At 33.6% G+C, this 16,092-nt stretch carries 9 protein-coding genes; 6 read left to right on the top strand and 3 right to left on the bottom strand.

The window, feature by feature from the left end; genetic code table 11:
• Position 1: 1 nt before the first annotated feature.
• Genes fusA through rpsL form a run of 3 tightly spaced genes read right to left on the bottom strand, consistent with a single transcriptional unit; the run spans position 2 to position 3,004 of the window.
• A complete protein-coding gene (gene fusA / locus V6246_RS16090; protein WP_341561507.1) occupies positions 2–2,128 on the bottom strand; it encodes an elongation factor G in 2,127 nt (708 codons plus the stop codon).
• 3 nt (positions 2,129–2,131) lie between these two features.
• Positions 2,132–2,608, bottom strand: coding sequence for a 30S ribosomal protein S7 (gene rpsG / locus V6246_RS16085; RefSeq protein WP_042499115.1), 477 nt, complete (start codon positions 2,606–2,608; stop codon positions 2,132–2,134).
• Positions 2,609–2,629: 21 nt separating this feature from the next.
• On the bottom strand, positions 2,630–3,004 hold the full coding sequence (rpsL, locus tag V6246_RS16080; protein WP_042499114.1) for a 30S ribosomal protein S12: 375 nt from the start codon (positions 3,002–3,004) through the stop codon (positions 2,630–2,632).
• A gap of 280 nt (positions 3,005–3,284) precedes the next feature.
• Here rpsL and V6246_RS16075 point away from each other — a divergent pair, with 280 nt between their 5' ends.
• The 6 genes from V6246_RS16075 to V6246_RS16050 all read left to right on the top strand — a co-directional run bounded on the left by V6246_RS16075 (position 3,285) and on the right by V6246_RS16050 (position 16,080).
• Positions 3,285–4,979 carry a POTRA domain-containing protein gene (locus V6246_RS16075; RefSeq protein ID WP_341561503.1) on the top strand — a complete coding sequence of 565 codons (1,695 nt, stop codon included), beginning with the start codon at positions 3,285–3,287 and terminating at the stop codon, positions 4,977–4,979.
• Between the two features lie 117 nt (positions 4,980–5,096).
• A complete protein-coding gene (locus V6246_RS16070; protein WP_341561501.1) occupies positions 5,097–8,351 on the top strand; it encodes a SusC/RagA family TonB-linked outer membrane protein in 3,255 nt (1,084 codons plus the stop codon).
• Between the two features lie 11 nt (positions 8,352–8,362).
• Complete coding sequence (locus tag V6246_RS16065; protein ID WP_341561500.1) at positions 8,363–9,790, top strand: SusD/RagB family nutrient-binding outer membrane lipoprotein; 1,428 nt, start codon at positions 8,363–8,365, stop codon at positions 9,788–9,790.
• Between the two features lie 26 nt (positions 9,791–9,816).
• Complete coding sequence (locus V6246_RS16060; protein WP_341561498.1) at positions 9,817–10,998, top strand: hypothetical protein; 1,182 nt, start codon at positions 9,817–9,819, stop codon at positions 10,996–10,998.
• A gap of 470 nt (positions 10,999–11,468) precedes the next feature.
• Entirely contained in the window at positions 11,469–14,576 is a 3,108-nt protein-coding gene (locus tag V6246_RS16055; RefSeq protein ID WP_341561497.1) for a SusC/RagA family TonB-linked outer membrane protein, read from the top strand.
• A 10-nt stretch (positions 14,577–14,586) separates the two neighbouring features.
• On the top strand, positions 14,587–16,080 hold the full coding sequence (locus V6246_RS16050) for a SusD/RagB family nutrient-binding outer membrane lipoprotein (protein ID WP_341561495.1): 1,494 nt from the start codon (positions 14,587–14,589) through the stop codon (positions 16,078–16,080).
• Positions 16,081–16,092: the final 12 nt, after the last annotated feature.

Here is a 16,092-nt window from a genome sequence, read left to right as displayed (position 1 = left end):
TTTAAGATTGTTCTCCTTTAGCTGCCTTAATCACTTCTTCAGATATGTTAGAAGGTGTTTCAGCATAGTGTGAAAATTCCATTGTTGACGTTGCTCTACCAGAAGATAATGTTCTTAAAGTAGTAACATAACCAAACATTTCTGATAATGGAACAGTAGCTTTTACAGTTTTTGCACCAGCTCTATCACCCATATCACTCATTTGACCACGTCTTCTGTTTAAATCTCCAACAATGTCACCCATGTTTTCTTCAGGAGTAATAACCTCAAGTTTCATGATTGGTTCCATGATTACAGCTTTTGCAGCCTTAGCACAGTTTTTAAATCCTAATTTAGCTGCTAATTCGAAAGAAAGTTGATCCGAATCCACATCGTGGTAAGATCCATCTTTCAATGTTACTTTCATAGCATCTATTTCGTAACCTGCTAAAGGTCCGTTAACCATTGCCATTTTGAATCCTTTTTCAATTGAAGGTATAAATTCCTTAGGAACGTTACCACCTTTAATTACAGATTCAAATTGAAGACCTACTACGCCTTCATCAGCTGGTTCTACCGTAAATACAATATCAGCAAATTTACCACGACCACCAGATTGTTTCTTATAAACTTCTCTATGATCTGCAGAAGCAGTAATAGCTTCTTTATATTCAACTTGTGGTTGACCTTGGTTTACTTCAACTTTAAACTCACGACGTAAACGATCTACAATTACATCTAAGTGTAACTCACCCATTCCAGAAATAATAGTCTGTCCTGAAGCTTCGTCTGAACGTACAGTAAATGTAGGATCTTCTTCAGCTAATTTAGCTAAGCCCATACCTAATTTATCAACATCAGCCTTAGTTTTAGGTTCCACTGCGATACCAATTACGGGATCAGGGAAATCCATAGATTCTAAAACAATTGGATGCGCTTGATCCGAAAGTGTATCTCCTGTTTTGATAGATTTAAATCCAACAGCAGCTCCAATATCTCCAGCTTCAATAAAGTCAATTGCATTTTGCTTGTTAGCATGCATTTGGTAGATACGTGAAATACGTTCTTTTTTACCAGAACGGTTATTTAACACATAAGAACCTGCATCTAAACGACCAGAATATGCTCTAAAGAATGCTAAACGACCTACAAAAGGATCGGTAGCAATTTTAAATGCTAATGCAGCGAAAGGCTCGTCTACACTTGGCTTACGTAATTCTTCTTTCTCTGTATCAGGATTCATACCTACAATACCTTCTTTATCCATAGGAGAAGGTAAATAACGACATACAGCATCTAATAAGAATTGTACACCTTTATTTTTGAAAGCAGAACCACAAATCATTGGAATGATAGCCATATCCATAACAGCAGCTCTAAGTGCAGCATGCACTTCGTCTTCTGTAATAGAATCTTCATCTTCCATGAATTTCTCTAATAAGTTCTCATCATAACCAGCTACTTCTTCAATAAGTAGTGCACGGTATTTACGAGCTTCTTCTTTTAAATCTTCAGGAATCTCAATAACATCAAAAGTTGCTCCTTGAGTTTCATCATGCCATACAATAGCACGGTTTTTTACTAAATCGATAATACCTTTAAAATCATCTTCGTCACCAATGTTTAAAACGATTGGCACCGCGTTAGATTTTAACATATCTTTTACTTGTTGACAAACACCTAAAAAGTCAGATCCTTGACGGTCCATTTTATTAACGAAACCAATTCTTGGCACTTTATAGTTGTCTGCAAGTCTCCAGTTAGTTTCAGATTGTGGTTCTACACCATCAACTGCACTAAATAAAAATACTAAACCATCTAATACACGTAAAGATCTATTTACCTCTACAGTAAAATCCACGTGACCAGGAGTATCAATAATATTGAAGTGGTAATCCATTGCATCTGCAGTTGGCTCACCATTTTCTATTGGAAATTTCCACTCACAAGTTGTAGCTGCAGACGTAATTGTGATACCACGTTCTTGCTCTTGCTCCATCCAGTCCATTGTTGCAGCACCATCATGTACTTCACCAATTTTATGAGAAACTCCTGTATAATAAAGTATACGTTCTGTAGTTGTAGTTTTTCCTGCATCAATGTGTGCAGCAATACCTATATTTCTTGTTAATCTTAAATCTCTTGCCATGTCTTAGAATCTAAAGTGAGAGAATGCTTTGTTTGCCTCTGCCATTTTGTGAGTATCTACTCTTTTCTTAACTGCTGACCCTTCTTCTTTAGCTGCTGCTAAAACCTCTGAAGCCAAACGTAAAGCCATAGATTTTTCGTTTCTTTTTCTTGAATAGCTAATTAACCATTTCATTGCCGTAGATACTTTACGGTCTGGACGAATTTGCATTGGAATTTGGAATGTTGCTCCCCCAACACGACGACTACGTACTTCTACGTGAGGCATAACGTTAGATAAGGCATCTTTCCAGATTTCTAAAGCTGTTTTTTCTTCGTCTGTTTTCTTTTCTTCTACAATTGCAATTGCATCGTAAAATACTTTAAAAGCTACCGACTTTTTTCCATCCCACATCATCATATTAACGAAACGAGTTACTAACTGGTCGTTAAATTTAGGGTCTGGTAAAAGCGGTCTTTTTTTCGCTGCTCTTTTTCTCATGTCTTCTTCTTAAAGTTTTAATTACTTCTTAGGGCGTTTTGCACCATACTTAGATCTACGTTGTGTTCTACCTGCAACACCTGCTGTGTCTAAGGCACCACGAACGATGTGATATCTAACTCCTGGCAAATCTTTTACCCTTCCACCTCTAACCAATACTATCGAGTGCTCTTGTAAATTGTGTCCTTCACCACCGATGTATGCATTAACCTCGTTACCGTTTGTTAAACGAACCCTTGCTACCTTACGCATTGCTGAGTTAGGTTTTTTAGGTGTCGTTGTGTAAACACGAGTACACACACCACGTCTTTGTGGACACGAATTTAAAGCAGCCGATTTACTCTTCTTGGTTATTTTGGCTCTTCCTTTTCGTACTAATTGTGAAATTGTTGGCATATATTTCTATATAATTTTTGTTAATCCTCTTCTTAGAGGGGTGCAAATGTAGTAATTAAAATTAATTATTCAAATCGTAATTCGTTAATTTTTAAGAGTTTTAGAAAAAAGAATGCTTCTGGATATTAATTTTACACTTTTTCCGTTAGATTTACATAAAGAATAGAACGCTACATACAAAATAGAAAATCGAATGAAAAATTCTAAAAACGCTCAGAATTAAAAAGTTAAACTAACACGAAATCCCACTAAAAATAAGATTTTAAATAGAAACTACATTTTGCAAAAAACACTTTTTATCTTTATATTAATATATTTATTTTTTTCTACGGAAGTATTTTGTCAAACTTTAGTTTTAGAAATAAACGGAAGTAATGAGACCGAAACAAAAATTATAGATTCACTAAACTATTTAAAAACACATAAAGATTTTTTTTCGATTAAATCGGAAGTTGAATTTATTCAAAACAGTCTTTTTAAGAAAGGATACATTGAACATGAAACTTCTGAAGTTTCAAAAACAAACGACTCTCTGTTTTCTACTACGATAAATTTAAGAACAAAATACAAAACAGTTCACGTCTATTACAACAATCAATTAATTGACAAAAACATCTTAAATCAAATTTCAACTAAAGTTTTTGACAACTACTTTGAATTACCTTTTGAACAAACAGAAAATGCGCTAAAATTTATCAATGCGAAAATAACAGAAGATGGCTTTCCCTTCTCAAAATTACATCTCGACAACATTTCAATCGAAAATGAAACTTATTTGAAAGCCAATTTAAACATTGACTCTCCAAAAGAAAAACGATTAGTTAACGAAATAATTATTAAAGGTTACGAAAAGTTCCCTCGTTCCTATTTAAAGCACTATTTAAAAATAAAGAAAAACCAAGCTTTTGATCTTACAACAATAAAAAACAAAACAGAACAACTCAATGATTTACGTTTTGCTAGCCAAATAAAATCCCCAGAAGTTTTGTTCTCGAAAGATTCAACATCACTTTATCTATATCTAGAAAAATCGCAAAGCAATAATTTTGATGGCTTTCTAGGTTTCGGCACTAATGAAGAAACTAACAACATTGAGTTTGATGGTTACTTAAATTTAAACCTAACGAATAACTTAAACTTTGGTGAATCGTTTCGGTTACTTTATAAAAGTGATGAAAATGACCAAAAAACATTTAACATCACCGCTACACTACCTTATATATTTAAAACACCTATTGGTTTAGATTTTGAATTACAGATTTTTAAGCGCGATTCTTCTTTTACAACCATAGATCAATCTATAAAACTACATTATCAAATAAACTCTAAGCATAAAATATATACGGGCATAACAAATTTAGAATCTAACAATTTACTGTCTACAGAGAACACATCGAGCATCACAGATTACAAAACATCTTATTATACTATAGCTTACGAGTATTTAAAACCACAATCGTATAATTTACTCTTCCCTATAAATAGCAATTTATATTTCGAAACAAATTTTGGGAACCGAGAGCAAACTAATTCATCAAGAAAACAAACTCAACTATATTTTGATGCCTCAAAAATATTCAATTTAAATCCGAATAATAGTATTTACACTCGTATAAACGGTTCTTTTCTATCTTCAGACGATTATCTAGAAAATGAACTCTCTAGGTTTGGCGGCATAAACTCTATAAGAGGTTTTGAAGAAAACAGCCTTTATGCATCTCTATACGGTCTATTCAACACAGAATACAGATATCAAATTAGCAATTCCATTTATATTCACTCTATAACGGATGCCGCTTATTTTGAAAATAAAATTTTAAAAACTAAAGAAAAACTGTTTGGATACGGGTTCGGATTCGGAATTTTGACTAAAGCTGGTATTTTTAAATTCAACTACGCAAATGGCAAATTGCAGAATCAGAAATTTAAACTATCAAATTCTAAGATTCACTTAAGTTTAACTACAATTTTTTAGTCTTATTTTGATTTATACACAAAACTGTTACCTAAATACTAGATTTTAACTATTTTTTATTGTTTTTCCTACATATTGTAGTCATTTTTGACGTTAATTAATTCAAATAATCATAAAATGAAAACAAAGCTTAGTGGAATGCTAACGCTATTACTAGCGTTTGTTGTGCATCTAACATTTGCACAAGAAAAGACAATTTCGGGAGTAATCTCAGACAACGCAGGTTTACCCTTACCCGGAGCTACTGTCTTAGTAAAAGGAACTTCTTCAGGAACTTCAAGTGATTTCGATGGTAATTATTCAATAACGGCTAACCAAGGAGCAACCCTTGTTTTTAGTTTTGTTGGATATACTAAAACAGAAATAACTGTTGGAGCATCTAAAATTATTAACGTAATAATGGACGAAGATGCGGCAACTTTAGATGAAGTTGTTGTAACCGCATTAGGTATTAAAAGAAGTAAAAAATCTTTAGGGTATGCAACTCAGGAAATTGGAAACGAAGAAATCTCTACTGTAAAAGAAGCCAATGTTCTTAATCAACTTTCTGGTAAGGTTGCTGGTCTTTCTATACAAAGAACTAATAACCTTGGTGGTTCAACCAACGTTGTTATTAGAGGTCAAACTTCGCTAACAGGATCAAACCAGGCTTTATTTGTTATTGATGGTGTACCTATTTCTAATAGAAATACAAACACAGGAACTCAATCTCAAGGAGCTACTGGTTACGATTATGGTAACCCCGTTTCTGATTTAAACCCTGACGACATCGAATCTATGAATGTTTTAAAAGGTTCTGCTGCAACAGCACTGTACGGATCTAGAGCATCAAATGGTGTTATAGTTATTAATACTAAAAAAGGTAAAGGGTCTAATACTAAAGATTACTCTGTAACCATATCTTCTAATGTTAGTACCGGAAGTATAGATAGAAGTACTTTTCCTGAATTCCAGACTGGTTATGGAGCTGGCTATGGCGGAAACGATTATAATTTCGAATCATCAGACTTTAATGGAGATGGAATTATTGATAACTACGCTAACGTAAACGATGATGCTTCTTTTGGACCTAAATTTGACTCTAGTTTATATTTAACGCAATGGGATGCATTATACCCTCAATTAACAGAGACCTATGGAGTTCCAAGACCTTGGGAAGCTGCTAAGAACGGACCATTAACCTTCTTTCAAACTCCTACGTCTTTTACAAATTCAGTTTCTGTATCTAAAAGGTTTGATGCCGGATCATTTAGACTATCATACTCTAATTATGACGCTAGTGGATTACTTCCTAATAGCTCGCAAAACAAAAACACATTCTCTTTAGCTACAACTGCTCAATTAACTGACAAACTTGAAGCAACGGGATATGCTACATACATCAATACTGAAACTGTAGGTAGAAACTCAACAGGATACAATGATAATATCGTTGGTTTTATGCGCCAATGGGGACAAAATAATGTTGATTACCAAAGACAAAGAGATGCTTATTTTCAAACAGGTGAAAATATTACATGGAACCCAAAATCTCCTACAGACTTAACACCTATATATTGGGATAATCCATATTGGACACGTTATGAAAACTACCAAAGTGATGGTAGAAATAGATTTACCGGATATGCTCAATTAAAATATGATATTATAGAAGACCTTAGCATAACAGGAAAAGCATCTGTAGATCAATATAGTGAAATACAAGAAGAACGAAGAGCTGTTGGATCTGTGCCTACTGCTTTTGGTATCAATGAAGGAAGCGATGGTAGTTATAACAGAAATGATCAAACTTCAGGATACTTAAGAAGAAACATTAATTCTAGAGAAACTAATTTAGATGTGATATTAAACTACTCTAAAGACATTACTGATGATTTAGATTTTAGCGCATTTTTAGGTGGAAACATTAGAAATAACACGTTAAACATGGTTACTGCCGCTACAAACGGTGGACTTAAAGTACCTGGTGTATATTCACTTCAAAATTCAACTGATGCATTACCTAACCCTAAAGAAAGAGATGAAACAATAGAAGTTCAAAGTTTTTATGCTGGAGCAACCCTTGGTTACAAAAACTTCTTATTTATAGAAGGTACTTTGCGTAGAGATAAAACATCTACACTACCTGCTGCTAACAACTCATACTACTACCCTGCAGTTTCTGGATCTTATATATTTTCTCAAAACATAGATGTACCAGCAATCAAGTTCGGTAAATTAAGAGCTAACTGGGCACAAATTGGAAACGCTACAGGTTTTGATCAAATTAATGACACTTACACAAGTTTAACATCTTTCCAAGGAAATGCTGCTGCTGCCGTAAGTAATTCAAAGAAAAACCCAGATTTAAAACCAGAAATTTCAAGATCTTATGAAATAGGCTTAGAAATGAAGTTTTTAGAAAAAGCAAATCTTGGTTTTGATATTGCTTATTATAAAACAAATACAACGGATCAAATTGTACCAGTTTCAGTAAGTGAAACTACGGGTTACTTAAGTAAGATTATAAACGCTGGAGAATTAGAAAACAAAGGTATTGAACTATCTGCTTTTACTGAATTTGATATAACTGACAATTTTAAATGGAAAGTTAATGTAAACTGGTCTAAGAACGAAAACACTGTTGTGTCTTTAGCTGAAGGATTAGACGAATTATTATTAGGTTCTTTTAACGCTCAGGTTGTAGCAAGAATAGGTGAATCTTACGGAGCTTTAAAAGGAAGCGATTATACGTACAATGAAAATGGTCAAAAAGTAATAGATGCAGATGGTGTACCATTAGCTACCGCTTCAGATCAAATTATTGGTAATGGTAATCCTGATTGGTTAGGAGGTATAAGAAACACACTTTCTTATAAAAACTTAACATTTAGTTTCTTTATAGATGTTAGACATGGTGGAGATATGTTCTCTTTAGATCAACGTTACGGGCAAGCTACAGGAGTTTTAGCTAGTTCAGACTTTATTAATGATTTAGGCAACCCTGTAAGAAACACATTAGCTAATGGTGGTGGATTTATCTACGAAGGTGTATTAGCAGATGGAACACCAAATACTACAAGATTAGATGCTAGTGGTTTTGGTAGTACAGGTTACCAAACACTTCCTTTAAGTGAGTTTGTTTACGATGCTTCTTTTGTTAAATTACGTGAAGCTAGTTTATCTTATAATTTCCCGAAAGATATTACATCTAAGTTATCATTAGATAATCTATCTGTAACTCTTGTAGGTTCTAACTTATGGATTATCCATAAAAATATACCTGATGCAGATCCTGAAACAGGTTTTGGTGCTGGTAACATCCAAGGTCTTTCATCTGGATCATTACCTACTACGAAGAATTATGCACTTAATGTTAAACTTCAATTTTAATACATAGAAAAATGAAAAAAAATATAATAATAGCACTTTTAGCTTTAGTTGCACTTTCTTGTACTAAAGATTTAGAAGAGCTTAACGTAAACAAAAAAGATTTTGCAGTAACAACAGATGCATCTCTTTTTACAAGCGCACAGTATAAGTTATTTAATCAAATGACTGAAACGAGTGTAAATGAGAATATTTTCCGTCTCATTGTTCAAAACTGGACAGAAACTACATATACTGATGAAGCAAATTATGATTTAAAAACAAGGAATATTGATGAGTTTCATTGGGAAACTTTATATCGTGATGTTTTAAAAAACTTTAAAGAATCTAAAAGTTTAGTTTCAGGTCTTCCAGATGTGCAAACAAATAAAATAGCAACTATAGAACTTTATGAGATTTATACTTATTACGTTTTAGTCACTTCATTCGGAGACATTCCATATACAGAAGCATTAGACATCGATATTTTAAATCCTGTTTTTGATAATCAAGAAACTGTTTTCAATGATTTATTAGAAAGATTAGATACAAATGTAATCTCTAAATTCATAACTGATGAAGTTGGTTTTTCAGCATCAGAAGATATTGTATACAACGGAGATATTGAAAAATGGTTAAAATTCGCGAACTCATTGAAACTTCAAATGGGTATGTTAATAGCCGATTCAGATCCTGCAAAAGCAGAAACAGTTGTTAGCTCTGCAGTTACTGCAGGTGTTTTCACTTCTGCTGATGATGACATGAAAATAGCTTTTGAAACTGCCGCACCATACACAAACCCTGTTTATGCAGCATTAGTATTATCTGGTCGTGATGATTATGTTCCTACAAATACTATTGTAGATATGATGACTACATTAAACGATCCTCGCAGAGATGATTATTTCACATTATATAACGGTGTTTATAAAGGTGGTATTTCTGGAGAATTAAACTCATTCAGTCAATACTCCCACGTGTCTGACAAAATCGGAAAAGATCCAACATTGGAAGCTCCATTAATGACTTATTTTGAAGTTGAATTTTTATTAGCAGAAGCTATTGAAAGAGGCTTTATTACAGGAACTGCAGAAACAAATTACAATAACGCAATCGCTGCCTCTATTAAATATTGGGGAGGAACTGATGCAGAAGTTGATACTTACTTAGGTCAAGGAAGTGTAGCATACATTAGTGCTACAGGTAATTATAAACAGAAAATTGGAACTCAAAAATGGTTAGCCCTATACAATAGAGGTTTTGAATCTTGGACTGAATGGAGACGTCTAGATTTCCCTGTATTAATAGCACCTGCTGATGCAGAAACAAATAACGATCAACCCCCTTACAGATTTACATATCCAACGGTTGAACTTTCTTTAAACGGAGCTAATTTAAACACCGCTAGTACAAGTATTGGTGGAGATGAATTAGAAACAAAACTATTTTTTGATAAACTTTAATTAAAACAGTCATAAAAATATAAATTATGAAAAAACTTAAAATATTTTTTATTTTACCTATATGTGTACTAATTTCTTGTAACGAAGACGAAGGAGAAATTGACTACGCAGATTTAGGCGCTAACATAGTATTAAACACGTCTAGCATAAGTAATTTAGACGAAAATCATACTATGGAATTTTCGATTATTACTGCAGATGATGTAACTGTAACCGATATGGAAGTAGCAATAGGAACAACTACAGTTAATGCTTCTCTTTCCGGAGACACAGCTACCTTTAACTCTTCATTATTTGGGACACTAAACCGTTTTAAAGTAGATGATCCTGAAACAAGTCAAGATGAATCGAAAGAAAAAATTAGCAGTGTTGAAGCCAATACAATTTCTACACTTTCTAATGGAAATCCTTATTCAAAAGACTTTACTGTAAAAATAACTAAAGCACTTTCTCTAGAAAAAGGGTTAGACGCAATTATTTATAACACCACAGTGGAAGATACTTTAATATTTAAAGCATCTACAAAATCTGCAATTATAGATAATATATCTTTAGAGTGGAAAAAAGGAAAAGAAGGAATATATGCTCCTACTACTCCACTTGGATCAGCTTTAAATGTTAATGGTGATGAAATTATTTTTTCTAATTTCACAGATGCATCATACGGATACAATCTAACTGTAAAAGACACGCTTTACTATAGATTTATTGCTACTAGCGGCACATTAACAGACTCATTTGAAACTTACATACCAATAGTTAGCCAAACTTTTGAAAGCAGCAATAAGGTGACTCTAAGTTCAGATCTTACAAAAAACAAACTTAATTTAGGAACTGCTACTTTTTACACAGACTCTAATACCGATGAAGCTGAAATTAAATTTAAGAGCCCTACTGGTTTTGAAACAGAGGGAACAACTGATATAGATTTTGTAAAAGTTGGAGATTTATCTGGTGAAAGTGAATACTTTAATACTATAGACAAACTTTTTGCAGAAAAAGATTTACTAATAGCCCAAAGACTCTATGACACCGGAACAAAAGAAACAGAAGTTACCGATGCTACAAATGGCGATTTATATATCTACAAAATTACACGTGATGTTACGGAGTACGGTATGATAAAAATAGGAGATGTTGTTTCAACGAACGGAGGAACAAGCCTAACTGAAATTAATATTGAATTTGGTGAAGCCGAAATAAAATAGTACAATTAAATTGCAAAATATTAAAAAGAGATTATCTGACAAGATAGTCTCTTTTTTTTGTGATCGACTTTTCAAAATTAATACCTTTTCAAAAGTTACCCAACTATTTTATAAATAGGCAATTCTTATCAAATCAAACATGAATAAAATTTCGCTAATTAAAACTTTTCAATAAAAACTGATAGCTAACCACCATAACATCAGCTGTTATATAGTTAAAATCTTACGCAAAGACTGCGTTTTGAAGAAACTCCTATTAATATCTTTTAATCTTCACATTAAACAAATTACAGAATACTAAATTTAGCATGTATATTTTTATCATTTCATTAAATCTAACTACAATTTCCTAACAAACACCACAATTTTCAGTAAAATTGACATCTAAAAAGCAAATTTTAACCATTATTTATTGTTTTATTAACTTTTTATTATGATTTTTGACATTGACTAATTCAAATAATTATAAAATGAAAACAAAGTTTAGTGGAATGCTAACGCTATTACTAGCGTTTGTTGTGCAACTAACGTTTGCACAAGAAAAGACAATTTCAGGAACAGTATCAGATGATTCTGGTTTACCGTTGCCCGGAGCTACAGTCTTAGTTAAAGGTACTTCAACAGGTACTTCAACAGATTTCGATGGAAAATATGCAATCAAAGCAGATCAAGGTTCTACTTTGATTTTTAGCTTTGTTGGATATGCATCGAAAGAAATTGCTGTTGGATCGTCCAATACAATTAACGTTTCAATGGCAGAAGATGCCGCTGCTTTAGATGAAGTTGTTATTACAGCATTAGGGATTAAAAGAAATGCAAAAGAGCTTTCCTACTCTGTATCAACTTTAAAAAATGAAGACATTACTAAAACTAAAGCTGTTAATGTAACAACTGCAATGGTTGGTAAAGTTGCAGGTTTACAAATTAACACAACTAATAATGGTGTTAACCCAAGTACTAGAATTGTATTAAGGGGTAATAGATCTTTATTAGGGAACAACGAAGCACTTGTTGTTATTGATGGTTTCCCATCAGACAGAGGTGTTTTAGACCGTATTAACCCTAACGATATCGAAAATGTAAGTGTTCTTAAAGGAGCAAATGCAGCTGCACTTTATGGTTCTGAAGCAACAAATGGTGTTGTTTTAGTAACTACTAAAAGTGGTAAAGGGAAATTAAAAGTTACTTACAACGGATCTTACCAAGTAGAGAATGCTGCTTACTTACCTGAATTCCAAAATGAATTTGGTGTTGGTGGATTTCCTGATGGAACATTATTTCCTTTAGAAAATGTTGCTTGGGGGCCTCGTTTTGATGGTCGTTTAGTAGACGCTAGTGAAACTTTAGATAATGGTGATGTTTGGCAAGTACCTTACACAGCAATTGAAGATAATCATAAAGATTTCTTTAAACAAGGTAGCACAGTAAGACATGGTGTAACTGTAAGTGGTGGTGACGATAACGGAACATTTTTAATGTCTTTAGATCAAACAAACACTGAAGGCATTGTCCCTAACGACGCCTACAATAGAACAAACTTTAGATTAAAAGGAAGTAAAAAATACAACAAATTAAGTGTTGGTGGTAACTTATCTTTCTTTAGATCTCATTCAAATGTTGTTGGTGCAGGTGGACGTCAAGATAGACCATTATACTGGAACATTATTAACACACCATTACACATACCTATTCAGGAGTTAAAAAACTGGAGAACAGGAGAATTTACTAGAAATGAAACTTCTTATTTCGCATTTTATGAAAACCCTTACTTCATTGTAGATACTCAAAGAGAAAAAAGCGATACTAATGAATTTAACGTTTTAGCATTCGCTGATTACGAAATTACAGATTGGTTAACAGCATCTTTAAATGTTGGTTATACTGGATCTGCTACTACTACTAAACAAGAATATGGCGCATTCACATACGCATTCGAATTAGCAAACGTATATTCTAGAATAGACGAATATGGTGCTCGTACTGCAGACGCAATGTTTTCGTCTTCTAGATTAAATACCGATTTCTTATTAAAATTCAACAAAGATATTTCTGAAGATTTCAATGTTCAATTTACTACTGGACAAAATACAAGAATCGAAGATGATAACGCTATAGCAGTTGCAGGAAACGACTTAATTATCCCTGATTTTTACAACATCTCAACAATAACAGGTAACATTTTAGCCGGCGATTTCCCTGATACAGGTGAAGGAAACCAAAGAACACGTAACTATAGAAGAGTGAGTGTTTATGGTGATTTAACCTTAGGCTATAAAGATTACTTATTCTTATCTGCTACAGGTAGAAATGACTGGTCTTCAACATTACCTAAAGATGGTAACTCTTTCTTTTACTATGGTGTTGGTTTATCATTTGCTGCAACAGATGCTTTCGATATTACATCTGACAGCGGCTTAAGCTACTTAAAAGCAAGTGTTAACTTAACAAAAACTGGTAACGATCCAGGACTATATGCAACTCAAGGTACCTTCTTTGCTCCAACAGGCTTCCCTTATGGAACAACAGTTGGTTTATCTCAATCTAGTACAGTACCAAGTCCTGCTTTAAACCCTGAATTTACAACTTCTTTAGAAGTAGGTTTAGAAACTGGTTTTTTCAAAAACAGACTTACTGCTAACATAACAGGATATAAAACAAACTCTACTGATCAAATCGTAAATGCTGATATATCTTTTGCATCTGGTGCATCTAGAGCGGTAGTTAATGTAGGAGAAATTGAAAACTTAGGTATAGAAGTAGACTTGAACGGAGTCGTTTTAAAGTCTGATAACTTTAAATGGGATGTTGGTTTAACTTGGACAGCAATTAAATCTGAAGTTATTTCTTTAGCTGATGGTGTTGACGAATTAAGTCTTGGTGGTTTTGATGCTGCTCAAGTTGTTGCTAGAGTAGGAGAACCTTACCCACAATTAAGCACAACTTCTTACCTAAAAGATGATCAAGGAAGAATTATTGTTGGTGATGATGGAGATCCACTTCAAGATCCTACTAACCAAATTCAAGGTAAAACAACTCCAGATTACATCTTAGGTCTTAACACTAACATTAGCTATAAAAACTGGAACCTATATGCGGTTACAGATTATAGAACTGGTCACGTATTTTACAACGCTATTGTAGATGCTATTGAATTTACAGGTTTATCTCAACACAGTGCTACTGCAGGCAGACAACCTTTCGTTTTCCCTAACTCTTCTTACTCTGATGGTAATGGTGGTTTTGTAGCTAACGACAATAGATTAACAAGTGGAGGAGGTAACGCTTTCTGGGATTCATACAGTGAAATCAAAGAAAACTATGTTTCTGATGCAACGACATTAAAACTTAGAGAAGTGTTATTATCTTATACTTTCGATGGAGATGCATTAAAAGCTATTGGTGTTGATGATTTATCTATCGGACTTTTTGGAAGAAATTTAGTGACTTGGAGACCAGCCTCAAATGTTACTACAGATCCTGAATTTAACTTTACCACTGGTAATGCAGTTGGTGTAGGTGACCAAAACCAAACAGCTCCTACAAGACAGTTTGGTATGAGTGTAAACTTAACATTCTAAAAAAATAAAAATGAAAAATATAAAAATGAAAAAAGCAATTTTATCCCTTTTTGCTCTAGCGATAGTTAGTGTAAGTTGCGATGACTTTTTAGATGTCAACGAAAACCCTAATGACCCGGCAATATCAACCCCGAGCTTAACACTACCAGTTGCTCTTGAAGACTTTGGAGAATTAAACGGTCGTACTATGACTTACTTAGGTAACGAATTAGTAGTTAACTGGGCAACACCATCTAACTGGTCTGCCAATGCTATATACAGTAGATACAACTTTAGTGCTGAAGATTTTTCAAACATTTTTGAAACTTCATACGCTACAATTTTCAAAAACCTTACTTACATTGAAAATTACGAAGATCCTACTGGAGCTGTTGATTATTCTAACTACAAAGCAATTTCTAAAATTGTAAAAGGATTTCAGTACCAATTATTAGTTGACCTATACGGAGATATTCCTTACACTGAAGCTAATTTTAGAGGAGACAATACAACTCCTGTTTATGATGATGCTGAAACTATTTACAAAACTGTAATTGAAGATTTAGGAGTAGCAGTAGCTTTAATCAATAGCTCTGACGCAGCAGAAGATCCAGGAACTCAAGATATTATATTTGAAGGCCACATGGAATACTGGATAGAATTTGCCAACAGCATTAGATTAAGAATGCTTGTAAGAATGAGCAACACTGGTCAAGATGCTTACATCGCTTCTCAAATTGCAGATATTACTGCTAATGGTGGTGGTTTTATCCATGCTACTGCAGGTGTTAACCCTGGCTACACAGCAAATGAAAATCAACAAAGTCCATTCTTTGATTATTTTGTACAACCAAATGGTTCTGAACAAAACAGAAAAGATTTTACTGTTGCTTCGGAATTTGCTCTTGCTTTTTTAACAAACGCAAATGACCCAAGACTTGAACGACTTTATGACGAAGCTGCTAATGGTGGTTATAAAGGAGCAGAACAGTCTACTGTTTTACCTGGTATAGGATTTACATCTAATGATTTATCAAAAGTTGGACCTGGCCTTTTAGTAAGTGCAGATCAAGATCAAATTGTAATGTCTGAAGCAGAAGCTTTATTTGTTCAAGCAGAAGCTACCGTAAGAGGATATTTACCAGGTGGAGATGCTGCCGCTCAAGCTTTATATGAAGATGCTATTACAGCCTCATTTATACAATTAGGAGTAGAAGACGCTGAAACTGAAGCTGAAACTTATTACGATCAAGATATTATTAACGTAAGTTGGGATGATTCAACTGACAAAATTCAAGCTATTATTACTCAAAAATGGGTAGCGTTAAACGGAACGTCTTCTATAGAATCTTGGATTGATTTAACAAGAACAGGTTTCCCTGCGAACTTACCTATTCCTGCTGAGTCTGATGGTGTTAGACCAGTAAGGTTATTATACCCATCTTCAGAATATGCTAGAAACGTGAACAACGTACCTACACAAACTGCAGACGATGTATTTACTAACGCTCCATTTTGGAAATAAAAAAATATAAAA

Origin of the sequence: Algibacter sp. TI.3.09 (assembly GCF_038154905.1) — a bacterium.
In the GTDB taxonomy this organism is placed as follows: Bacteria; Bacteroidota; Bacteroidia; order Flavobacteriales; family Flavobacteriaceae; genus Algibacter.
This window is presented reverse-complemented; position numbering and strand designations above follow the sequence as displayed.